This is a genomic window from Sphingomonas montanisoli (assembly GCF_008274695.1).
Lineage (GTDB): Bacteria > Pseudomonadota > Alphaproteobacteria > Sphingomonadales > Sphingomonadaceae > Rhizorhabdus > Rhizorhabdus montanisoli.
This window is the reverse complement of the sequence record NZ_VTOU01000005.1, coordinates 1-19,439: the sequence shown is the minus strand read 5'-3', so window position 1 is coordinate 19,439 and position 19,439 is coordinate 1. Positions and strand designations below refer to the sequence as shown.

General features: G+C 62.2%; 26 protein-coding genes, 1 tRNA gene and 1 pseudogene. 16 read left to right on the top strand and 12 right to left on the bottom strand.

All coding sequences use genetic code 11. The features are described from left to right. Positions 1-19: 19 nt before the first annotated feature. Positions 20-1,387, bottom strand: a complete 1,368-nt coding sequence (locus FYJ91_RS18430) for a glycosyltransferase (protein WP_149523804.1) — start codon at positions 1,385-1,387, stop codon at positions 20-22. Between the two features lie 246 nt (positions 1,388-1,633). Here FYJ91_RS18430 and FYJ91_RS21040 point away from each other — a divergent pair, with 246 nt between their 5' ends. Continuing rightward, positions 1,634-1,768, top strand: a complete 135-nt coding sequence (locus FYJ91_RS21040) for a hypothetical protein (RefSeq protein ID WP_281290632.1) — start codon at positions 1,634-1,636, stop codon at positions 1,766-1,768. 55 nt (positions 1,769-1,823) lie between these two features. On the opposite strand, the gene FYJ91_RS18425 is transcribed toward FYJ91_RS21040, so the two are convergent. The 3 genes from FYJ91_RS18425 to FYJ91_RS18415 form a co-directional block, all read right to left on the bottom strand. Then, the gene (locus tag FYJ91_RS18425) at positions 1,824-2,201 is read right to left on the bottom strand and encodes an Hpt domain-containing protein (RefSeq protein WP_149523803.1); all 378 of its coding nucleotides are present in this window, start codon (positions 2,199-2,201) and stop codon (positions 1,824-1,826) included. Further along, positions 2,188-2,595, bottom strand: coding sequence for a hypothetical protein (locus FYJ91_RS18420; protein WP_149523802.1), 408 nt, complete (start codon positions 2,593-2,595; stop codon positions 2,188-2,190). The genes FYJ91_RS18425 and FYJ91_RS18420 overlap by 14 nt, the downstream gene beginning before the upstream one ends. 112 nt (positions 2,596-2,707) lie before the next feature. Further along, positions 2,708-3,046: a hypothetical protein gene (locus FYJ91_RS18415; RefSeq protein ID WP_149523801.1), complete on the bottom strand. Its 339-nt coding sequence runs from the start codon at positions 3,044-3,046 to the stop codon at positions 2,708-2,710. Positions 3,047-3,153: 107 nt separating this feature from the next. On the opposite strand from FYJ91_RS18415, the gene FYJ91_RS18410 reads away from it, so the two are divergent. The 6 genes and pseudogenes from FYJ91_RS18410 to FYJ91_RS20730 all read left to right on the top strand — a co-directional run bounded on the left by FYJ91_RS18410 (position 3,154) and on the right by FYJ91_RS20730 (position 5,488). Beyond that, positions 3,154-3,513 (top strand): hypothetical protein, encoded by a 360-nt coding sequence (locus FYJ91_RS18410; RefSeq protein ID WP_149523800.1) that lies wholly within the window; start codon positions 3,154-3,156, stop codon positions 3,511-3,513. Positions 3,514-3,553: 40 nt separating this feature from the next. Beyond that, positions 3,554-3,874 carry a hypothetical protein gene (locus tag FYJ91_RS18405; protein ID WP_149523799.1) on the top strand — a complete coding sequence of 107 codons (321 nt, stop codon included), beginning with the start codon at positions 3,554-3,556 and terminating at the stop codon, positions 3,872-3,874. 172 nt (positions 3,875-4,046) lie between these two features. After that, positions 4,047-4,202 carry a hypothetical protein gene (locus FYJ91_RS20735; RefSeq protein ID WP_181008582.1) on the top strand — a complete coding sequence of 52 codons (156 nt, stop codon included), beginning with the start codon at positions 4,047-4,049 and terminating at the stop codon, positions 4,200-4,202. Positions 4,203-4,386: 184 nt separating this feature from the next. Then, positions 4,387-4,933: pseudogene (locus FYJ91_RS18400) on the top strand (IS5 family transposase); the annotation flags it as partial. Between the two features lie 79 nt (positions 4,934-5,012). Further along, complete coding sequence (locus tag FYJ91_RS18395) at positions 5,013-5,225, top strand: hypothetical protein (RefSeq protein WP_149523798.1); 213 nt, start codon at positions 5,013-5,015, stop codon at positions 5,223-5,225. A 125-nt stretch (positions 5,226-5,350) separates the two neighbouring features. After that, positions 5,351-5,488 carry a hypothetical protein gene (locus FYJ91_RS20730; RefSeq protein WP_181008581.1) on the top strand — a complete coding sequence of 46 codons (138 nt, stop codon included), beginning with the start codon at positions 5,351-5,353 and terminating at the stop codon, positions 5,486-5,488. A gap of 240 nt (positions 5,489-5,728) precedes the next feature. Here FYJ91_RS20730 and FYJ91_RS18390 read toward each other — a convergent pair. From FYJ91_RS18390 to FYJ91_RS20725, 3 genes are all read right to left on the bottom strand, one after another. After that, positions 5,729-5,804 (bottom strand) — tRNA-Glu (locus FYJ91_RS18390). A 59-nt stretch (positions 5,805-5,863) separates the two neighbouring features. After that, positions 5,864-8,620, bottom strand: a complete 2,757-nt coding sequence (gene gyrA / locus FYJ91_RS18385) for a DNA gyrase subunit A (RefSeq protein WP_149523797.1) — start codon at positions 8,618-8,620, stop codon at positions 5,864-5,866. Positions 8,621-8,725: 105 nt separating this feature from the next. Next, entirely contained in the window at positions 8,726-8,896 is a 171-nt protein-coding gene (locus FYJ91_RS20725; RefSeq protein WP_181008580.1) for a hypothetical protein, read from the bottom strand. Positions 8,897-9,032: 136 nt separating this feature from the next. Between FYJ91_RS20725 and FYJ91_RS18380 the strand changes: the two genes are divergently transcribed. Together FYJ91_RS18380 and FYJ91_RS18375 are read left to right on the top strand one after the other, a co-directional pair. After that, positions 9,033-10,091, top strand: a complete 1,059-nt coding sequence (locus FYJ91_RS18380; protein ID WP_149523796.1) for an AI-2E family transporter — start codon at positions 9,033-9,035, stop codon at positions 10,089-10,091. Between the two features lie 10 nt (positions 10,092-10,101). After that, entirely contained in the window at positions 10,102-10,959 is an 858-nt protein-coding gene (locus tag FYJ91_RS18375) for an alpha/beta fold hydrolase (RefSeq protein ID WP_149523795.1), read from the top strand. A gap of 4 nt (positions 10,960-10,963) precedes the next feature. Here the strand turns inward: FYJ91_RS18375 and yaaA are convergent, their stop codons facing one another. Continuing rightward, complete coding sequence (gene yaaA / locus FYJ91_RS18370; protein ID WP_149523794.1) at positions 10,964-11,722, bottom strand: peroxide stress protein YaaA; 759 nt, start codon at positions 11,720-11,722, stop codon at positions 10,964-10,966. A gap of 187 nt (positions 11,723-11,909) precedes the next feature. Between yaaA and FYJ91_RS18365 the strand changes: the two genes are divergently transcribed. Continuing rightward, entirely contained in the window at positions 11,910-13,160 is a 1,251-nt protein-coding gene (locus FYJ91_RS18365) for a tetratricopeptide repeat protein (RefSeq protein WP_149523793.1), read from the top strand. Positions 13,161-13,238: 78 nt separating this feature from the next. Here FYJ91_RS18365 and FYJ91_RS18360 read toward each other — a convergent pair whose 3' ends face one another. After that, positions 13,239-13,718 carry an Lrp/AsnC family transcriptional regulator gene (locus tag FYJ91_RS18360; protein ID WP_149523792.1) on the bottom strand — a complete coding sequence of 160 codons (480 nt, stop codon included), beginning with the start codon at positions 13,716-13,718 and terminating at the stop codon, positions 13,239-13,241. Positions 13,719-13,888: 170 nt separating this feature from the next. Here FYJ91_RS18360 and FYJ91_RS18355 point away from each other — a divergent pair, with 170 nt between their 5' ends. Then, on the top strand, positions 13,889-15,664 hold the full coding sequence (locus FYJ91_RS18355; protein WP_246152732.1) for a sensor histidine kinase: 1,776 nt from the start codon (positions 13,889-13,891) through the stop codon (positions 15,662-15,664). Positions 15,665-15,879: 215 nt separating this feature from the next. Here the strand turns inward: FYJ91_RS18355 and FYJ91_RS18350 are convergent, their stop codons facing one another. Then, complete coding sequence (locus FYJ91_RS18350; protein WP_181008579.1) at positions 15,880-16,653, bottom strand: Crp/Fnr family transcriptional regulator; 774 nt, start codon at positions 16,651-16,653, stop codon at positions 15,880-15,882. A gap of 121 nt (positions 16,654-16,774) precedes the next feature. On the opposite strand from FYJ91_RS18350, the gene FYJ91_RS21125 reads away from it, so the two are divergent. Further along, positions 16,775-17,017 carry a DUF6894 family protein gene (locus FYJ91_RS21125; RefSeq protein ID WP_425474073.1) on the top strand — a complete coding sequence of 81 codons (243 nt, stop codon included), beginning with the start codon at positions 16,775-16,777 and terminating at the stop codon, positions 17,015-17,017. A gap of 15 nt (positions 17,018-17,032) precedes the next feature. Here the strand turns inward: FYJ91_RS21125 and FYJ91_RS18345 are convergent, their stop codons facing one another. Continuing rightward, a complete protein-coding gene (locus FYJ91_RS18345) occupies positions 17,033-17,431 on the bottom strand; it encodes an HIRAN domain-containing protein (protein WP_149523789.1) in 399 nt (132 codons plus the stop codon). Between the two features lie 77 nt (positions 17,432-17,508). Here FYJ91_RS18345 and FYJ91_RS18340 point away from each other — a divergent pair, with 77 nt between their 5' ends. The 4 genes from FYJ91_RS18340 to FYJ91_RS18320 all read left to right on the top strand — a co-directional run bounded on the left by FYJ91_RS18340 (position 17,509) and on the right by FYJ91_RS18320 (position 18,649). Then, on the top strand, positions 17,509-17,730 hold the full coding sequence (locus FYJ91_RS18340; protein ID WP_149523788.1) for a hypothetical protein: 222 nt from the start codon (positions 17,509-17,511) through the stop codon (positions 17,728-17,730). 250 nt (positions 17,731-17,980) lie between these two features. Next, positions 17,981-18,178, top strand: coding sequence for a hypothetical protein (locus FYJ91_RS18330; protein ID WP_149523787.1), 198 nt, complete (start codon positions 17,981-17,983; stop codon positions 18,176-18,178). Beyond that, entirely contained in the window at positions 18,171-18,410 is a 240-nt protein-coding gene (locus tag FYJ91_RS18325; RefSeq protein WP_149523786.1) for a hypothetical protein, read from the top strand. The genes FYJ91_RS18330 and FYJ91_RS18325 overlap by 8 nt, the downstream gene beginning before the upstream one ends. Before the next feature lie 5 nt (positions 18,411-18,415). Next, on the top strand, positions 18,416-18,649 hold the full coding sequence (locus FYJ91_RS18320) for a hypothetical protein (protein WP_149523785.1): 234 nt from the start codon (positions 18,416-18,418) through the stop codon (positions 18,647-18,649). 115 nt (positions 18,650-18,764) lie between these two features. Here FYJ91_RS18320 and FYJ91_RS20720 read toward each other — a convergent pair. Then, on the bottom strand, positions 18,765-19,439 hold a 675-nt coding region (locus FYJ91_RS20720), incomplete at its 5' end, for a hypothetical protein (RefSeq protein WP_181008578.1).

The following is a 19,439-nucleotide window of genomic DNA, read 5'->3' as shown; positions in this document are numbered from 1 at the left end:
AGCACTCTCTCCGAAGGGATCAGGCGGCCATCGCCAGCGCGGGCTTGCTCAGCAGCGCAAGGATCGAGATGCGGTTGAAGAACCACATCTGTTCGATCTGGAGATCGCTATATTTCCGGATCGTGTTGGCGAAGGTGTAGGGCGTGTACCAGACGTTGTGGTCCGGATGGACGACCTCCACGAAGGTCTGCGCGCCGTCGATATAATCGAAATGACCGCCGCGGCACTGGAAGGCGTCGGGCACCGAGATGAAGAAGGTCGATGCGTCGACCCGCTCGAGCGACTTCAGGAAATCGTCGACGTTCGGGACGTGCTCCAGCACCTCGGGGACGAGGACGACGTCATAGCTGTCGGTCACGTCGTCGAGGCTGCCGAACAGGCGGCCGCTGACATAGGGTTCGAGCTGGGCGAGCGCCTCGACATGCGGATCGACGCCGTCGAGTTGCGCGCACACCGCTTCGAGCGCGAGGTGGAGCGATGTCGCGGGATCGGTGATCGGCCAGTCGGCGCAACCGACGTGCAGCACGCGCTTGCCGCGGCAGATGTTCAGGAACAGTTCGAGCCGGTTGACTGTAGCGATCTCGGTGCTGATCTCGACCTTCTGGACGAAATAGGGATCGTGGATCGTCTCCAGGCGCGAACCCGTCACCTGCGGCGCGGCGGCCATGGGAGCCGGGGCAGGTGCTGCGACAGGCTCAGGCGCGATTGGCGCGATGGCTTCGACGACGCCGAAATCGCCCTGTACCGCGTCGACATCGACCTGACGGATCTCGTCATAGGATGCGCGGGTCGATCCCCACAGCTGGTGCGCATAGACCGGGTCGCTGCCGTCATAGGCGACGCCGCTGAAGTGCTTCGGGATGAAATAGTGGCTCGGGTAGATGCGCAGCTTCGAATAGCCGTAGATGCGATAGCTTTCGGTCAGGCGCAGCGGGCCGACCGTCTTCCACGCGGTATCGTGCGTCACCGAAGGTTCGGCGGCGATATCGTCGATGATCTGCTTGACGAAGGGGTTGCCCGCGACCGACCCGAAATAGCCGGCAGCAATCAGGCCGGGGCGAACGATCTCATTTTCCCAGCAGGCGAAGGCTTCGCAGTCGAGCAGATGGTCGTCGAGCGGGCGCAGCGCGATACTGTCTGCGTCGACGACGATGCCGCCATGCGCGTGCAGGATTTCCCAGCGCATCATGTCGGCGACGCCGTTCAGCTCGCGATCATACATCGCGGTCATATGCTTGGCGTTGATCCAGTCGAGCCCGTTCAGCTCGGCATTGCCCCACAGCCGGAACTCCCAGTCCGGATTGAGCGCATGCCAGCTCTCCATGCAGTTATCCGGGCGTTTGGCTTCATTGCCGACCCAGATGAAGTGGATGAGCTTCGGGATCATATCGACATCCTTGCCGCGGAAAGTTCATGCCGCCCGAGCGATCACGGGCGGCTCGTGCGCAGTCCTAGGCAAATATGGTTAATGGATCCTTGTGGCGCGGAGCGCGCGCTCAGGTGGGCACCAGACGGATGCGATCGCGACCGCCGTCACTCTAGATGCGCCACAGCTAAACGCGCATTCGCCGTGCACAACCGCCGGCTCTCCGCCTTTACGGCTTCGAAACATCCGCAGCTTATGCTCGACGGCATGACAACCGAACGAGACCCTATCGGCGGGCCGCGCCATGGCCACACGCTGCGCCACATCCTGTTCGCCATACCGGCAACAATCTGCCTGACGGTGGTCAGCACCGGGCTGATATTGCTCGTTTCTTCGATCTAGCTGAGCTCCGCGCGTAGCGCGCGTGAACGACCGAAGTCGCTGGTGAGAGTGCGCGCTACAGCGATGCCTGTTCAAACTGCTGAACGGTATTGGCTAGCAGCGGGCGAAGCTTGGACGTGGCTCGGCGGAGGGCCGTCGTCGGCGACCGATCGTCGAGACCACGACGTGCCATGCGTTCGATCGCCTCGGCGGTTGCGCCAAGCGCGAGCGCCCCGAACTGAAAAGCGTCGCCCTGCAGCGTGTGTGCTGCCCGAATGAGCTCGCCAGCGTCAGATGCACCGACGGCTTGTTCGATCGTGGCGATCCACATCAGGGCATCGCGCTTGAACAGAGCCTGCAGGCGAGGAAATTCCGCTTCAAGCAGATCGTGCAGAGCATCGTGTCGTTTCCAATCAACGATGCTGTCAGGCTGCGCCCTATTATTGGCCATCATAGGCCATCAGCCACGTCGTCGCACTCTGCTCGGAAACGAAGAACTGGATGATCTCGCCAAAGCTGTGGGTACGCCGCATCTGCATTTTGACGAGGCTTGAAGCGACCATGATCGCGACACGGTCGCCGGGCCGGTAGATCCGTTCAAACGACCGCATCACGAACGCTTGGTTTACAGGCGTATGCGGCTGAAGATTGTTCGCGTCGATCAGCACGCGGATCGGTTTGCCCCGCGCGCGCCATCTGCTCACGAATTCGGCATTGTCATCGAAATGGCGGGCAAGCGTTTCGGCATCGTAGAAGCCCTCGACCATCATGCAGACGATGCCTGGTATATGGTCTTCGTCGATCGTGTACGTGGGGGGCATGGCCGCAGGAAGAAGTGCATTGATCATCCACGCCGAATAAAATCAGCTGGTTAACCACCGTTGGATGATATTCATCATCACCGGCATTTATATCTCACTTGCCTTCGACGAAGGTCGAACGGAGCCGGGGTGCGGCTGATCAGCGCTGCTTCTTCGCGATGGTCGCCGTGAAATCCGGATCCTTGTTCGCCACCCAATCCACGAACTTACGGACGTTCGGATTGTCCAGGAGGCCCGCTACCTCCATCCCGTGGCGCTGGAGTTCGGAATTCGTGAAGTTGGCGATCAATGTCTGCTGACAGATCGAATGCATCGGCACGACATCGCGGCCTCCGCGGCTCTTGGGCACGGGATGATGCCAGACGATGGTCTTTCCGGTCGGTCGGCTACAGAGCCAGCAGAGCACGGGCGGCGCCGCAGTCTCGTCTTCCTTGGGAAGGTGATCATAGGGATCGTATTTCGAACTTTTGCGGGCCATATGTCGATCTGACTGTGTTGGTTTCACTCGGCCTATAACGGTGTGAGCGCCGGCATCACACGACTAAATCACTAAGCCGGCCCGTTGCCGCTTATTGGGACAGAGCAATGACCGGACCCTCGAAACCTTGGGATGGCGCGCAGGTCCGCACATGGCTCGCGCGGCGCTTCGAGGCGTCGCGGCTCGATCAGGCGGCGGCGGATCGGCGCGGTTACGAGGCGCGGGACGACTATGACAAGGCTGCCGCTGAGGAGTGGGCCTGCCGCGCGCTCAAAGACGCCGCATGTACGGACGACCAGACCGCGTTCGCCAAGCGCCTCAAGGAGCTTGTTGGCCAGGACGAATATCGGGCGACCGGTATCTATGACGATGTGCGGTTCGAGCGGCACGTTCGCGCGCATCTGCGGAAAATAGCCAAGATGACGAAGACGAACGAGGGATTCGAGAAAACTTTGCGATACCAGTGAATTGGGTGAAGTGCGGTTATTTGCATGCTAATGGCATCGCATGCTTCATCCGCGCGGCCTTGGTGGCACTGTCGAAATCGACGGATTCAAATATGATTGGGAGCTTCAGGGCGAGGCGCAATTGTCCTCTGGCGATGGCTGGAAGGGCATGACGGTATCGTTGCGCCAGAGAGATATGCCACGGGAAGCCGTGATCGAATTTCCCACGCCGAAGCGCCTTCTAAGGGGATTGCCGAAAGGGCGTCCCCACATCAACGACGCGATCGCCGCAAGAGGTGTGCGCGCAGCATTATTGGCAGGATGGGATCCAGCGTCACGGGGCAAGACCATGATCTTCATGGTCGATGCCAACGGCGACTAGGGCGGCCATCGGCCAACGATTCTGCATCTCCCGTGGGTCAGTTGCTCGCGGATGCCTGATCCATCGCTCCGTGTTGAGAGGTGGCGCAGGATCGGCAAGGAGGTTAAGGGCAACGTAGGTGCCGTACCGGCTCGCCGCGCGCGAATGCAGAAGGTCGGCGAAAGGACAATCGATGGCTGATCTATATCTCAAGGCACTGGAATCCGAGCGTAAAAGGCTGTGGGCCGAATGCCGCTTGAAGGGGCTTGCCAAGGGAACCCCGGAACGAGTCCGTATCGAGGAACTCGACGGTCTGCTGGCGGAGCACAAAGCGAAAAGCGCCAAGTGAGCGAGTTTGACGCCTGAGTGTGGCAGGAGAGGGCGCGCGCTTCGCGCAAGTCAAATGCTGCCAGATTTAGCAGCTGCATTTCGGCAGGCTTGGGGTCAGGACCCATTGCCGTGAGAGGCATGATTCGTCGGTCAGCCAGTACAGGTCGCTCACATTCGGTCTCCTTACGGAGCCTGAATCAGCGGGCGTGTTCGCCCGGATGATGGAAGGGCTGTCCTGCGCAGGCGCCGATCGCAAGACGGTGATGATCGACGCGACCTATCTGAAGGCGCACCGCACGGCATCGAGCCTGGCGGTAAAAAGGGGGATCTCGGGCGCCTGATCGGCCGCACCAAAGGCGGCATGAACACCAAGCTCCATGCTGTTACCGATGCGAACGGTCGCCCTTTGAGCTTCTTCATGACGGCCGGGCAGATCAGCGTTATATCGGCGCAGCTGCCCTGCTCGACGAACTGTCCAAGGCGCAATGGCTCTTGGCTGACCGAGGCTATGATGCTGACTGGTTCAGGGATGCCCTGGAGGACAAGGGCATCAAACCGTGCATCCCGGGCCGCAAATCGCGCAACGAGCCCATCAAATACGACAAACGCCGCTACAGGCGCCGCAACCGGATCGAGATCATGTTCGGCCGTCTGAAGGACTGGCGCCGCGTCGCGACGCGCTACGGTCGATGCCCGACCGCCTTCTTCTCCGCCATCGCGCTCGCGGCCACCGTCATCTTCTGGCTATGACCAATGAGTCCTGACCCTAGATCGTGGAACATTCCACCACCCAAATAGTCTTCGCCCTCGACGATGAGAGGGTGCGATCATGACGAAATATGCGGCGAGGTTTCCGTTGCTGTGTCTGGCCACAATAGGCGCGCACGGTCCGGCCTATGCGCAAGCCAGCCTCGGCGCCGATTTGCAGATGATCAACGTATCCTTCGTCTGTCCCGAGAAGATGAGCAGCGACGCGCTGCGCAAGGATGCGATGGATGACATAGGACGTCGCTTGGCCTCGCACCGGCTGAGCTATGAGTAGGCGCAGAAGGTGATCCACACGATATACGGCCTGCATGGTTGTGGCGTTGGGTCGTCGAGTGTTGCTGTCGCTTCAGCCGCTTCGACGGCCGTTGCGCCGTAAAATTCACGACATAGGAGCTCGCCATGTACCCCGGCACCAAGGACGAAAAACCATCGGACACGCCGCTTACTGATACGGTCGATGACGAGTTTCCTGAGACCGACGACGTTGCCGAAGAGATTAAAGAGACGGGCGAACCGGGAGGCGGTAATTTCGCTTAGGCCGGCCACCTGTTCGTCTTCTTCGTATCGCTGCTGCCTCGACAGGCCTTCGATCGTGGTGGCGTTCACCATCGGCGTACAAGGTAGTACGGCTCGCCGGCTTCTGACATAGCCGTAACTGGCGGCAATGTCCCCGGACGTGCCCGTCCGATCCACGCTGTTTCAGCCTGTTTAGAACCGATCTATTACCGACAGTCTGACCCAACCCCTTCGATCAAGCATCTAAGTGCTTGAAATCGCTGGTGACCCCTACGGGACTCGAACCCGTGTTTTCGCCGTGAGAGGGCGACGTCCTAGACCGCTAGACGAAGGGGCCATTGCTGGCGGAGCGGCGTCCTTATGGGGCCGCCTTGCGCAAGTCAAGCATGTGGAATGTTATTCCTCGGTCGCATCCGCTTCGCCACCGTCGGCGAGGTCGTCACCCGTATCGGCGTCGTCCGAGGGGGCGATATTGGCGGTGCCGTCGGACAGGTCCGTCTCGGCCTCGTCCTCGCTCTCCTCGATCCGCGCGGCGCCTACGACATGCTCGTCATCGGCGACGTGGAACAGGCGGACGCCGGCCGAATTGCGGCCGATCACGCGGGTGTCGCCCACCGACATGCGGATCATCTTCGCCTGATCGGTGACGAGGATCAGCTGCTCGCCATTATGGGCGGGGAAGCTGGCGACGACGGGCCCGTTGCGTTCCAGATTGTCGATATTGCCGATGCCCTGGCCACCCCGGCCAGTGCGACGATATTCGAACGCCGAAGAGCGCTTGCCATAGCCGTTGGCGCAGACGGTGAGGATGAACTCCTCCGCCGCCTGGAACGCGGCCATGCGATCTGGTTCAAGCGCGGTTTCACGCTCGCCTTCCTTCCACGGCGCGGCCTTGAGATAGGCGTCGCGTTCCTCGGTCGTCGCGGTGAAGCCCTTGAGAATCGACAGCGAGATGACCTCGTCGCCATCCTTCAGGCTGATGCCGCGAACGCCGGTGGAGGTGCGGCTCTGGAACTCGCGGACCTCCGTTGCGGCGAAACGGATCGCCTTGCCGCCACGGGTCGCGAGCAGGACGTCGTCCTCTTCGGTGAGGACGGCCACGCCGATCAGGCGATCGGTGGCATCCTCTTCGAAACGCATCGCGAACTTGCCGTTGGTGGGGACGTTCGCGAAGGCGTCCATCGAGTTGCGGCGGACGTTGCCGTGCGCGGTCGCGAACACGACGTGGAGCGAACCCCAGCTCGCCTCATCTTCGGGGAGAGGGAGGACGGTCGTGATCTTCTCGCCCGGGGCGAGCGGCAGCAGGTTGATCATCGGCCGGCCGCGCGCCTGGGGTGCGCCTTCGGGCAGGCGCCACACCTTCTTGCGATAGACCTTGCCGTGATCGGAGAAGAACAGGACCGGCGTGTGCGTGCTGGTCACGAACAGCTCGATGACCGCATCCTCATCCTTCGTGCCCATCGCCGAGCGGCCCTTGCCGCCGCGCTTCTGCGCACGGAAGGTGTCGAGCGAGGTGCGCTTGATATAGCCGCCGAGGGTCACGGTGACGACCATGTCCTCGCGCTCGATCAGGTCCTCGTCGTCGATCGTGTCGCCCGCCGGCGCGATCGTAGTCTTACGCGGGGTCGCGAACTCGGTGAGGATCGCGTCGAATTCCTCGAGCATCACCTCATAGAGGCGCTCGCGGTTCGACAGGATGTGGAGCAGTTCGGCGATCGAGGTGGCGAGCTTGGCGAGTTCGTCGCCGATCTCGTCACGGCCGAGCGCGGTAAGGCGGTGGAGGCGCAAATCGAGAATCGCGCGGACCTGAACATCGCTGAGCGTATAGGTTTCGGCGCTTTCGATCGTTTCGACCGCCTCGACCAGTTTGATATACGATTCGATCTCGTTGCGTGGCCATTCGCGCGAAAGGAGTGCGGCGCGGGCTTCGGCCGGGCTGGCCGAGGCGCGGATGATACGCACCACTTCGTCGAGGTTGGTGACCGCGATGACGAGGCCGAGCAGGATGTGGGCGCGGTCGCGGGCCTTCGCCAGTTCGAACTTCGAACGGCGGGTGATCACCTCTTCGCGGAACTTCACGAAGCTTTCGACGATGTCGCGGAGGTTGAGCGTTTCGGGGCGGCCGCCGCGGATCGCGAGCATGTTCGCCGGGAAGCTCGTCTGCGCCTGCGTGTGACGCCACAACTGGTTGAGAACGACTTCAGGAGTCGCATCGCGCTTCAGGTCGATGACGATGCGGACGCCGAAGCGGCTCGATTCGTCGCGAATGTCGCTGACGCCTTCGATTCGCTTGTCCTTGGCGGCTTCGGCGATGCCCTCGACGAGCCCCGACTTGCCGACCTGAAAAGGAATCTCGGTGAGTACGATCGAACGGCGATCGCCGCGGCCTTCCTCGATATCATGGCGCGAACGCATGATGATCGAGCCCTTGCCGGTGTGGTAGGCGTTGCGCGCGCCACCCTTGCCGAGGATCAGTGCGCCGGTCGGGAAATCCGGCCCGGGAATGATTTCGTGCAACTCGTCGATGGTGATGGCGCCGTTGGCGATGTACGCCTTGCAGGCAGCGATCACCTCACCGAGATTGTGGGGCGGAATGTTGGTCGCCATGCCGACAGCAATGCCGCCGGCGCCGTTGACGAGCAGATTGGGGAAGCGCGCGGGTAGAACCTGCGGTTCCTGCAGGGAACCGTCATAATTGGGCTGGAAATCGACGGTATCCTTGTCGAAGTCCTGCAACAGCGCCATCGCAGCCTTGCTGAGGCGCGCTTCGGTGTAACGCATCGATGCGGGAAGATCGGGATCCATCGACCCGAAATTGCCTTGGCCGTCGATCAGCGTGACCCGCATCGACCAGTCCTGCGCCATGCGCGCGAGGGCCATGTAGATCGCGCTGTCGCCGTGCGGGTGATAATTACCCATCACGTCGCCGACGATCTTCGCCGACTTTCGATACGGTCGGCCGGGAACGAAGCCGCCTTCCTGGCTCGCATAAAGAATGCGCCGATGAACCGGCTTCAACCCGTCGCGAACGTCAGGCAAAGCGCGAGCGACGATCACCGACATTGCGTAGTCGAGATAACTCGACTTCATCTCGTCGACGATCGAGATCGGGGAAATGTCGCTGTTTTCGATGGGCGGCGGTGCGCTGGCCAAAGTGGGTAAGTCCGTATCGTTGAAGCTGTGTCACGCGCCATGACAGGCGGGTGACATGCTCCTAGCCAATGCGGACCGCGAAGGCAAAGCCTCGCTGAAGAGTGATCAGATCATGTGCGTGGCAAGCAGGATGATGAAGGCGAGAATGACGAGGCCAAGACCCCAGCTAAGGATGTAGCGGGTCATATGCGGCGTGGCGCCGGAACGCGCTTCCTCGGTCGTCAGTTCGACGCCATTGCCCTTGTCCTGATCGGTCGGATGCACACGGCTGTTCATGACAAAAACTCCCAAAATCCAATGCCACCAACGGGTAGCGTTGGCGGTTGTTCCAGTGTGCTGGCCGGGGCGGTTGCGTCGGCGGCGAAGTTGCTGATAGGCCGATGGGCCGCGAACGGATCGCGAGAGGAGAGTTATGCGCGCGCTTGAGGAGAAGAGTTTCCTGCTGCTCGTGCTGGCAGTGTCGCTGGTCCTGATCTGGATCATCTCGCCCTTTTTCGGCGCGATCCTGTGGGCGGTGGTCGTCGCGATATTGTTCGATCCGATGCAGCAGAAACTGCTGCGGCGCTGGCCCGAAAAGTCGACCCGGGCGGCCTTGGTGACATTGCTGACGGTGTTGGCGGTCGTTGTGATCCCGCTGATATTGCTGACGATGTTCGTTCTGCAGGAGGTGGTGAGCGTCTATACGCTGATCCAATCGGGTCAGATCGATTTCAACCACTATTTCGAACAGTTCCAGTCGGTTCTTCCGCAATGGGCATCGAACCTGCTTGATCGCTTCGGCCTGTCGAACCTGCCCGCCGTGCGCGATAAGCTGTCGGCGGGTATCACCAGCCGCTTCCAGACATTGGCTGCACAGGCTTTCACGATCGGTCAGCAGGCATTCGGCTTCACGCTGGCGCTGGGCGTGATGCTCTATCTTACCTTCTTTCTGCTGCGCGACGGGCGGCCATTGGCCGACAAGTTCGATCGAGCGATCCCGTTGAAGACCGAGCATCGCCGCGCGCTGTTCCACCAGTTCGTCACCGTCGTCCGTGCGACGATCAAGGGCAGTCTGGTCGTCGCGATCGTCCAGGGCCTGATCGGCGGCGTCACCTTCTGGGCGCTGGGCATCCACGCGGCAGTGTTGTGGGGCGTCGCGATGGGGCTGTTCTCGCTACTGCCCGCCATCGGCACCGGCCTCGTCTGGGTGCCGGTGGCTGCCTATCTGCTGATCAGCGGCGAACTTGTCCACGGCCTGATCCTGATATTCTGCGGCGTGTTCATTATCGGCATGGTCGACAATGTCCTGCGCCCGATATTGGTAGGCCGCGACACAAGCATGCCCGACTACGTCGTGTTGATCTCCACGCTGGGCGGTATCGAGATCTTCGGGTTCAGTGGCTTCGTGATCGGCCCGGTGATGGCGGCCTTGTTCATGGCGGTCTGGAACATCTTCGCCCGCATCCGCATGGAAGAACGAGAACCAGTATAAGGGACGGGGGATGTTCGATCGGTTCACGCTGGACGAGATTGCAGTGCCCGAAGGGGTGATGCGCGTGCGCCATGGCGGGGAGGGGCCGCCGCTGCTCCTGATCCATGGATGCCCGCAGACCAGCATGATGTGGGGGCCGATCGCCGATGATCTGGCAGAGCATTTCCACGTCGTGGCACCCGATCTGCGGGGTTATGGCGGCGGGCCTATGCCGGAAACGACGCCGGATCACGAACCTTATTCCAAACGCGCGATGAACCGCGATCAGATCGCTCTGATGCGCCATTTCGGGCATGATCGCTTCATGGTCGCCGGGCATGATCGCGGCGCGCGCTGCGCCTATCGCCTGGCGATGGACAATCCGGAGATCGTGACAAAGCTGGCGGTGCTGGACATCATTCCCACCGCCGAAGTTTATCGATCTACCGACTTCACGCTGGCGAGCGCCTACTGGCACTGGTTCTTCCTGCCGCGTGCGGCGCCGGGGCCGGAGCGGATGCTCGCCGCGACGCCCGACATCCCATTCCTCGGCGCGCTTGCGGCATCGATGCCCGCCGAATCGGTGGCGGAATACGAACGTTTCTACCATCGGCCGCAGAACATCCACGGCATGTGCGAGGATTATCGCGCCGGGATGGGGATCGACCGTATGCAGGACGAGGAAGACATCGCAGCGGGCCGCAAGATTCAGGCGCCAACCCTTGTCCTGTGGGGCGAGAGGGGACTGGTCGGGCGGCGCGATCCGATGTCGGTGTGGCGTCGATGGTGCGTCGAAGTGGAAGGGCAGGGCATCGACTGCGGGCATTTCCTGCCGGAGGAGAAACCCGCCGAAACGCTGGCCGCGCTGAAGGCGTTCTTCCTGCGCTGATCGATCAGGCGGGCGTCTTCACGAAGCGCCACACATCGTCCTCGGCACCGTCGAAACGATAGCCGTCGCTGTCGAAGCCCTTCAGTCCCTCGGGATCGGTGACGTGATGCTCGCACATCCAGCGTGCCATCATGCCGCGCGCACGCTTCGCGCCGAAGCTGTTGAAGACGAGGCCGGTCGGGCGTTCCTCGCGGAAGTCGACGGTGATGATGCGGACCCCCTTGGGTGGAGCCTGCTCGACCGCGTGCCAATATTCCTTGCTGGCAAGATTGACGATCACGTTCGATCCATCCTCGAGCAGATCGGCGGCGATCGCATCCGAGATGCGGTTGCCCCACATCTGATACAGCGTCTTCTTGCGGCCGGGCGCCCAGCGCGTCCCCATTTCAAGCCGATAAGGACGGATCAGGTCGAGTGGGCGCAGCAGGCCGTAAAGGCCCGAGAGAATGCGAACATGATCTTGTGCGAAGCGGATCGCGTGCGCATCGAGCGTCTTGGCTTCGAAGCCGATATAGACATCGCCCGAGAAGGCATAGAGCGCGGGCCGTTGCTCCTGCTCGGCAAAGCCTTTGTAGCGATCGGCGTTGAGCTGGGCGAGCTTGTCCGAGATGCTCATCAGCTTGGACAGCTTCTTGGGGCCGAGCTTGGCCGCCGCCGCTGCGGTTTCCAGCGCCTCTTCGGCGAAGCGCGGCGTGCTGGGCGTCAATGACGGTAACGGGCTCTTATAGTCGAGCGATTTGGCCGGGGAGATGAGTGCGATCATGGAACGATTGCTACGGCTTCGTGCTTGAAGGGGCAATGGGCCGATCAGCTTCCGTTCAGCGAGCGAGCATTAGCAGCAGGCGTAACAAAGCGCCGATACCGCCGCTTGTGCCGGCCCGCGGGAGCCATTAGTCCACGCACGTGTTCTTGGAAGCGGCCGGCCCCTTGGCCGCTATGAGGAGGCTTGAATGATGAAATCCCGGATCGCGCTTGCAATCGCGCTCGGCGTCAGCGCTGCGGCGCTTTCGGCGGTAAACCCTGCCGTTGCGGCAAAGAAGGAAGCCGCCCCCACGATCAAGCTCGGCGATGCCGTCCGCAAGGAACTGGCGCCCGCGCAGGAAGCGATGAAGGCGAACGACTTCGCCAAGGCCCAGACTCACGTCGACGCAGCGCGTGCCGCCGCGACGACGGAGGACGAGAAGTACATCGTCGGCCAGATTCAGCTCAACATCGGTATCGTTTCGCAGAACAATGCCAAGGTCTGCCAGGGCGTCGACGAGATGCTGGCGACCAGCAAGACCGACGCGGAGAGCAAGCCCAAGCTCGCTTCGCAGCAGGGCCATTGCGCCTATGAGGCGAAGAACTACGCGAAGGCCGAGCAGGCTTATAACAACGCGATCGCATCGGGTCCGGTGGCGGACGATGTCTATGCGCGCCTGGCCGATGCCCAATTCCGCGGCGGCAAGACCGCCGAAGCGGTCGCGACGCTTCAGAAGGTCATCAACGCCCAAGCGGCCGCCGGAAAGTCCGTTCCGACCGATTGGTATGCCCGTGGTGCCGACATGGCGTCGCGCGCCAAGGCGGCTCCGCAGTTCGTGGACATCACCTCGGCATGGCTCACGGCCTACCCGGTCAAGCAGAACTGGCATGATTCGCTCATGATCTATCGCCAGCTCGCGAATCCGAGCGGCGATGCCGATCTCGATCTGCTGCGGCTGCTGCGCGCCTCGGGCGCGATGCCGCTCGCGGCGGCCTCGGCCTATTCCGATTATGCGATCGCGGTCTACCTGAAGTACCCGAACGAAGCCGTTTCGGTGCTCAAGGAAGGCATTGCAGCGGGCAAGCTGAATCCGACCACCAGCCAGAACACCCGCGAAATCCTGGCGATCTCCGAGCCCAAGGTCGCAGCCGACCGTACCGCCGTGAAGGGCGCGCTCGCCGCTTCGCAGGGTGCAAAGGCGACCTACCAGTCCGTTCTGAGCAACGCCGATCTCTCTTATGGCTTCGGCGATTATAAGCAGGCGGCGGAACTCTACGCGCTCGCCGGCGCGAAGGCGGGCGCCAATGCCGACCTCGTCAATCTGCGCGCTGGTGCGTCGCTGATCCAGGCAGGCGACAAGGAAGGCGGCAAGGCTGCTCTCGCCAAGGTGCAGGGCGGTACCCAGAAGGTACTCGCGCGCTACTGGACCGTCCTCGCCGATCATCCGGCAGCGAGCTGATCATCGTCTAGCCCGTGACCGCGGGCAAAGCGAAGCGCCCCATTTCGATATGGAATGGGGCGCTTCGTCGTTTTGGGATCAGGCGGGGTCGACGGGGATGCCGGGCACGTCCTTCGACGTCCGGATCGTAAGCGACGTCTTGACGCTCGCGACATTGGGTGCGGTCGTCAGCTTCGACGTCAGGAATTGCTGAAAGCCCTGCAGATCGTGCGCGACGATCTTCAAAATGAAGTCGATCTCGCCGTTGAGCATGTGGCACTCGCGGACTTCGGCCAATTCGGCGACATGCTGTTCGAACAGGCGCAGATCGTCTTCGGCCTGGCTGCGCAGCGAAACCAGCGCGAACACGGTGATACCGTAACCGAGCGCGCCCGAATTGAGTTTGGCATGATAGCCCTCGATCACGCCCGCTTCCTCGAGTGCGCGAACGCGGCGCAAGCAGGGCGGAGCAGTCAATCCGGCGCGGCGCGCCAGTTCCACATTTGTCATGCGTCCATCATCCTGGAGATCGCGCAGGATGTTGCGATCGATAGCGTCTAGCGCGACGTCATTTGGCATGTTCGATTCCTGAAGCTGTACAGGCGATATTTATAATATTGTTTCGGTGATCTGCAACAAAATGCTGCTGCCAATAAGTGCGTTAGGCTCTTTTCCGGCCGCGCCGCTGCATCTATCATCGCGCCATGCGTGCTTTCGACCAGCGCGCGATTGGGGCCGGAGATTCTTCGTTGCGATTTGACGACATGCTCGCGACTTTGCTTTCGCAGCCGTTGCCGACGGCGGAGACACGCGCGATGATGTGGCGGCAGGTCGTCGATGTCCTTGCCCAAGGCCGCGGGCATCATGTCGACGATCCACTGGCCGACGCCCCGCGCGCGCTCGATGCCTATAATTTCCTCCGCTCGGTGCGTCCCGAAGTTCCGACAAGCGTGCGTCTCGCCGCTGGTCGCGGGCTGGCCGGACGGCGTACGCCGGCCGAGCTGGTGCTGATGTTCGCCGAGGATCTGCCACACATTGCCGCGCCGATGCTGAGCAATGTCGTGCTTCACGAGCATGAGTGGCTTGCTTTGCTGCCGCGCCTTTCGCCCAGCGTGCGCACCCTGTTGCGCAATCGTCGCGATTTGAGCGCTGCCGTCGCGCAGGCGCTGGAAGGCTTCGGGTCGAGCGATCTGTTAATCACCGGTCCGGAAGGGGCGAGCGAAATCGACGTCGCGCCGCTCGTTGCCGATCCGGTGGTCGTTCCGGTTGTCGATGAGCCGATCGCCCGCCCTTTGGCCGAAGCGACGGTTCGTCGCGCGTCGGAAGCGGGCGAGCACCAGATTCGCGAACTCCTGTCGCGCATCGAATCCTTTCGCACCCGCGCCGGGGGCAATACGCCATCGCCGCCGTCGGCTCCGATCGAAGCGTCGCGGTTGTTCGATGAGGAGCTGGAAGAAGATGAGGCGCGGATCGACACGTTTCGTTTCGAAACGGGGATCGACGGCGTCATCTGTTGGGTCGAAGGTGCGCCTCGCGAGCCATTGATCGGTGAGACGATCGCGGTTGCCGCGCGCCAGACCGATCATGGCGTCGACGGTCATGCCGCCGGCGCCTATCGCAGCCGCACGCCCTTTCGCGATGCGCGCCTGACGATTGCGGGTGGCGGGGCGGCGGCTGGCGAGTGGCGCATTTCCGCCGTACCGTTCTTCGATACGCGCGACGGACGCTTCTGCGGCTATCGCGGTACTGCGCGGAGGCCGCGCGCCGACGAGATCGCAAAGGCGGTCGCCACCGAAGTTCAGCAGGGTGCCGATCCGCTTGCGGCCGAATCGTTGCGCCACCTCGCGCACGAACTGCGCACGCCGCTGAATGCGATCATCGGCTTTTCGGAGATGATCGAAAACCAGGTCCAGGGACCGGCCTCATCCTCCTATCGCGCGCGCGCGCAAGATATCCTCGATCAGGGCCGCAAACTGCTCGCGGCCGTCGACGATCTGAGCCTCGTCGCCGCGGCACGCGAGGGCAAGGGCGTGTCCGAAGACGCTTCGGTCGATGCCGCCGCGATCCTGATGCGCCTGCATAGTGAGTTCGAAGAAGCCGCGTCCGAACGGGCGAGTGAGCTCGCTTTCCGCATCGATCCCGAATTGCCGCCCGTCGCCGCCGATAGTGCGACCGTCGAGCGGATGCTGTCGCGCCTCTTGGCCGCCACCATTTCGATGGCGATGGCGGGGGAAAAGGTGATGGTCGATCTGCAGCGCGATCCGCGTAAGGCGAACCGGCTGCTGATGGTGATCGTGCGACCCCGCGCACTGGCCGGCCGTAACGAGAAGATGCTGCTGGACCCGGGCTATAATCCCGACGGCAACTGGCCCGAGGCGCCGGTGCTGGGGCTCGGCTTCGCGCTTCGCCTCGTCCGCAATCTGGCGATTGCGTGCGGCGGTATGCTCGATATCGATTCGCAGCGTTTCTATCTGAGCCTGCCGTTGCGCAGACCCGGTATCCAGGCGGGCAACGGCAGCCGTTGATAGAATGGCTGGGCTGGTGGGCCCGGCATCTACCGGAACGGCTAGCTAATTGCCCCGAAATGCGGGCATCGGATGGCGGGGCGGTTGGATCGATGCCCCCGCCGATGCCCCCACCGCCTTTACCTTGCATTTAAATCGAAGAGGCTGCCCTGATCGCCCCCAACGGCGTCGACATAACTCGTCCTGCAACTGGTGCCGTCGTCATTCTGATAGCGTCACTCTGCACTTGCACCGTGGAGCCGTTCCAGTCCCTCGGCCGCTCCAAGCTCGTCGCTTACGCCGAAGGGCGTCGGATCAAACTCAGCGAGATGAGAAAGGCCGGTCCAATTGAGGATCCTCACGCTCCTGCCTGTCGTATCGATGAGTCCGTTCATGCGCAAAGCTTGCATAACTCGGTTGACGTGGACTGAGGTGGAGCCGGTGGCATCGCCGATGTCGCTTTGCGTCATCAGCAGCCCGAACTGGTTCTCCGACGCCTGTCCCGCCACCCGGTATCTCACGGCAAGCTCACACAGGAGGTGGGCGACACGGGCGATCGCTGGGATACGGCGACTATTGCCGAGCAGGCGCGCTAAGCTGGCCGCATCAAATGCGCAGTCGTAATAAAGCGCCTGGGCAATGTGTGGGCGTTGGCGACTCAACGTCCGGACAGCTTCGAGGGGGACTTGAAGAATGGTGACGTCGCTTAGAGCGACCAAGCCTGTCGGGTTCCACCCCAAAGCCGTGGCGGCGGGTTCGGCGGTGTCGCCGACAATCCGCAACGCAGTCAGTTGCCTCTGGCCAGACCGGCCTTGGCGAAAGTTCGCCGCGAGCCCCTGTGCGACGATCTGATAGCTATCTGCATTGGAGTTCGGATCGTAAATAGTCGTGCCTTGCCCCGCCACGAGGCTCGCGAAAGGTAGAACACCCATCGCGCTTATGTCGTCGTCGCCAAGTGGCACCCGCAATCGCAGGCGCTGGGCAAAACGATGCAGCGGTCCAGTCATCATGTCTCCCGAAAGTCGAGACCTTTTCATATCGTTTCGCTTGACGCCTATAATCTGGATTAGGTTCCATCCAGGTTAGTTTCATATGAAGGAACAATAACGCCGAGTGAGAAGCTTAGTTGGAATGCCTCGCTTTTTCCTGAACCTTTACGATGACAAAGATACCTTTGACGATGAGGGATGCATATTTCTTGACGCAGATGCCGCTAAAGTAAGCGCGATCGCGGGCGCGCGTAGCATAATCGCAGAGAGCGTAATGGAGGGCAGGGCGATCAATCTCAGTTTCCGCATCGAAATTTCTGACACCAGCGGCCAAGTCTTGGCGGTCATACCATTCAGCGACACCGTCACATTTCGCCTGTCGTGACGTATCACAGAATAATTAGGCGGCGAGGCTGCGAACGACCTGCTCGGCCCACGCCCGATGCTCCGCTCCGGCTAGCTCAGGCTCGTCGCCGTCCATATTGATGACGAGCACGACGTCTAGCTCGGCACCTGAGAAGTTGAGCCCTCGCACCTTCCCCACGATCGCTCGGACATCGTACCCGCGGTCGATCTTCGATCCGATCCAGCCGTTATAGTTGCGCGAGATATAGCCGACGCATACGCCGCGCGCTGAGACGACGGCGACGGCGCGCTCGTCATGCGGGTTGTCAGGCTCGCGGAAGAGGTCGATCGGCTCGCCCGGCTGGCAGCGGCGCAACTCGTCTTGGCGGCTGGTGCCGTCGTCATTCTGATAGCGGCATCCCACCACTGGCAGCTTGAAGTCGTTCCAGCCCATGGGCCGCTCCACTTGTAGAACAAAAGCGGAACACGATATGAAGCGGCAGGCCCGAGTCGGGCAAGGAGGATTCGACAATGGACGGAAATCACGAGCGCCAGCCCTTTGCATCGTGGCTGCTGCAGCAGCAGAATAAGGGTGGTTTCATCGGCTCACTGGCGAAGGGCATGAAGGACGCTCGCGGCTTTCCCAGGCAGGGATCGGTCGACGACGTGCGCAAGTTCCTGTCGACGATCCGAGCGGAAGGCGACGCCTTCGAAGCGCTCGACGATGCCGAGAACGACTGGCTATGCCACTAAGCGCGCGCGACCCAGCGACCGGTCGGTTCGCAAAGCCCGCTCCGCCACCCGAGCCGGCTAAGCGCCAGCCGCTGTATCGCGTGGCTGTCTTTGGGCGGCCTCGCGCGCCATGGCGAGAGAAATGGGAGCACGCCATGGAGGATGCGATCGCGATGGAGCTGACGTCCTATGACGCCAGCCGGCGCGAATATTATCTCGCGGTGCCGACATCGATCGAAGCCTTTACGGGCTTCGCGCCACCGGATGCCCCATGAACGACCGCTGTCGCATATGCACGACAAACGACCTCGACAGGCTGGCGGCCGAGATCGCTGAGAAGATGTGGGCGTATGCGGCCAAGGGCACCGGCGACGACGCGCCCTTTGAGAAGGCGGGCGCTCACTGGGAAATCACGTTCCGCCAATATGCGCGAGCCTTCATCGACGTCGTCAGATCCAGCCATGGATGACGCGGTCGCGGTGCTGCAAGCGGCCGTCGATCGATGCAAACAAGGGAAGCAGCGCGGAGCCGATGTGCGCCTGGCGCTGCGCGTCCTTCGCTTCGCAGGCATACCCGGAGCGGATCTTCGCTATTTCTGGGAATCCTGCCTCACCGACAACGAGATAGGGCGTTCTCAGAACATGTCGGCCGCGCTAAATCGGATTAAGCTGCAACTGCCCGGGCTCGGTGGAAGGAAATGACGATAGTGAGCCAGTCCGAGGCTGATCAGGAATGGAAGATCGAGCCAGCGCTTGGGAAGCGCGACTGGTGGGCCGCAGGATACATCTACCGCGGCATCCCGGGCACGCATCAGGGCCAGTTCGTCCCCGTCTATCATGCGCCTAATGTCGGCGGGGCGGGCGCCTATGTGGACGCGATGAAAGAAGGCTGTTCACGCGCCGACGCCAAGGCCCGCGCGGCGGAATGGACCCGGCCCTAGCTGACAGCGTGACACGCTGCGCGGCGCGCTCTACGGCAGGCGCGCCTTGCAGGGTGGGCCTGCAAGGTAAGGGGACGGCGCTTCACACGAGGCGCCGTCCCCGATCGCCGCCCAGCTATGCCGCCAGCGACCGGCCTCCGTTGTCGTTCGCCGCCCCCGGCCAGGTCGGCAAGTCGAGGCCATAGGACAAAGACGCCCCGTAAAGCGTATCAAGCCGCGCCTTGATCGCCTCGGCCGCGATTGTCACGCCCCGGTCGCTCTGGTGGATCGTGTCCCATGTCCAGATCAGCGCGCCCTGCGGATGCGCTGCCGGAGTGCTGCCGTTGGCGCCGCGGACCCCCAGCGTGACGTTCGCGCCGCTGCGCGTCGTCGGCGTCAGGATTTCAGTGCCGATCATCACCGTAGCCGAACCGGGATTGGGGTAGGCGCTCCAATTCGTCTGCGTGGCGTCCATCGCCGCAGTGAGCGCGCCTTGATATAGCCAGTACCGGGTCGAGCTGACCGGCACGTCGAGCGCCGCGTCAGCCGCGTCACGCGCATTGCCGGGGATGCCTGACGCTACCAGCGTGCCGCGCAGGTTGAGGAATTTCGTTCCGTAAAGCGCGGCGGCCTGGTTGTTGAAGTCGGTGATGATCGACCAGTTGGCGCCGCCCGACTGCCCGCTCGCATCCGAATAGTTCAGCGCCGCGACGATCAGGTAGCGCCCGTTCTTCACCAGCGAGACCATCGTGGCGAGATCGGCCATCATCGCGTTGGCGCTGGCGCCGACATTTGTGCCCAGCCAGATGAC

What these genes read in the sequence shown, in the direction of transcription:
- FYJ91_RS18325 (WP_149523786.1), top strand. Translation starts at nt 18,171, where the DNA reads ATGGATGACGCGGTCGCGGTGCTGCAAGCGGCCGTCGATCGATGCAAA.
- FYJ91_RS21125 (WP_425474073.1), top strand. Translation starts at nt 16,775, where the DNA reads ATGCCTCGCTTTTTCCTGAACCTTTACGATGACAAAGATACCTTTGAC.
- FYJ91_RS18415 (WP_149523801.1), bottom strand. Translation starts at nt 3,046, where the DNA reads ATGGCCCGCAAAAGTTCGAAATACGATCCCTATGATCACCTTCCCAAG.
- FYJ91_RS20730 (WP_181008581.1), top strand. Translation starts at nt 5,351, where the DNA reads ATGTACCCCGGCACCAAGGACGAAAAACCATCGGACACGCCGCTTACT.
- FYJ91_RS18360 (WP_149523792.1), bottom strand. Translation starts at nt 13,718, where the DNA reads ATGCCAAATGACGTCGCGCTAGACGCTATCGATCGCAACATCCTGCGC.
- FYJ91_RS18395 (WP_149523798.1), top strand. Translation starts at nt 5,013, where the DNA reads ATGACGAAATATGCGGCGAGGTTTCCGTTGCTGTGTCTGGCCACAATA.
- FYJ91_RS21040 (WP_281290632.1), top strand. Translation starts at nt 1,634, where the DNA reads ATGACAACCGAACGAGACCCTATCGGCGGGCCGCGCCATGGCCACACG.
- FYJ91_RS18350 (WP_181008579.1), bottom strand. Translation starts at nt 16,653, where the DNA reads ATGATGACTGGACCGCTGCATCGTTTTGCCCAGCGCCTGCGATTGCGG.
- FYJ91_RS18365 (WP_149523793.1), top strand. Translation starts at nt 11,910, where the DNA reads ATGATGAAATCCCGGATCGCGCTTGCAATCGCGCTCGGCGTCAGCGCT.
- FYJ91_RS18425 (WP_149523803.1), bottom strand. Translation starts at nt 2,201, where the DNA reads ATGATGGCCAATAATAGGGCGCAGCCTGACAGCATCGTTGATTGGAAA.
- FYJ91_RS18345 (WP_149523789.1), bottom strand. Translation starts at nt 17,431, where the DNA reads ATGGGCTGGAACGACTTCAAGCTGCCAGTGGTGGGATGCCGCTATCAG.
- yaaA (WP_149523794.1), bottom strand. Translation starts at nt 11,722, where the DNA reads ATGATCGCACTCATCTCCCCGGCCAAATCGCTCGACTATAAGAGCCCG.
- FYJ91_RS18430 (WP_149523804.1), bottom strand. Translation starts at nt 1,387, where the DNA reads ATGATCCCGAAGCTCATCCACTTCATCTGGGTCGGCAATGAAGCCAAA.
- FYJ91_RS20735 (WP_181008582.1), top strand. Translation starts at nt 4,047, where the DNA reads ATGGCTGATCTATATCTCAAGGCACTGGAATCCGAGCGTAAAAGGCTG.
- FYJ91_RS18405 (WP_149523799.1), top strand. Translation starts at nt 3,554, where the DNA reads ATGCTTCATCCGCGCGGCCTTGGTGGCACTGTCGAAATCGACGGATTC.
- FYJ91_RS18340 (WP_149523788.1), top strand. Translation starts at nt 17,509, where the DNA reads ATGGACGGAAATCACGAGCGCCAGCCCTTTGCATCGTGGCTGCTGCAG.
- FYJ91_RS20725 (WP_181008580.1), bottom strand. Translation starts at nt 8,896, where the DNA reads ATGAACAGCCGTGTGCATCCGACCGATCAGGACAAGGGCAATGGCGTC.
- FYJ91_RS18375 (WP_149523795.1), top strand. Translation starts at nt 10,102, where the DNA reads ATGTTCGATCGGTTCACGCTGGACGAGATTGCAGTGCCCGAAGGGGTG.
- FYJ91_RS18330 (WP_149523787.1), top strand. Translation starts at nt 17,981, where the DNA reads ATGAACGACCGCTGTCGCATATGCACGACAAACGACCTCGACAGGCTG.
- FYJ91_RS18420 (WP_149523802.1), bottom strand. Translation starts at nt 2,595, where the DNA reads ATGATCAATGCACTTCTTCCTGCGGCCATGCCCCCCACGTACACGATC.
- FYJ91_RS18410 (WP_149523800.1), top strand. Translation starts at nt 3,154, where the DNA reads ATGACCGGACCCTCGAAACCTTGGGATGGCGCGCAGGTCCGCACATGG.
- FYJ91_RS18380 (WP_149523796.1), top strand. Translation starts at nt 9,033, where the DNA reads ATGCGCGCGCTTGAGGAGAAGAGTTTCCTGCTGCTCGTGCTGGCAGTG.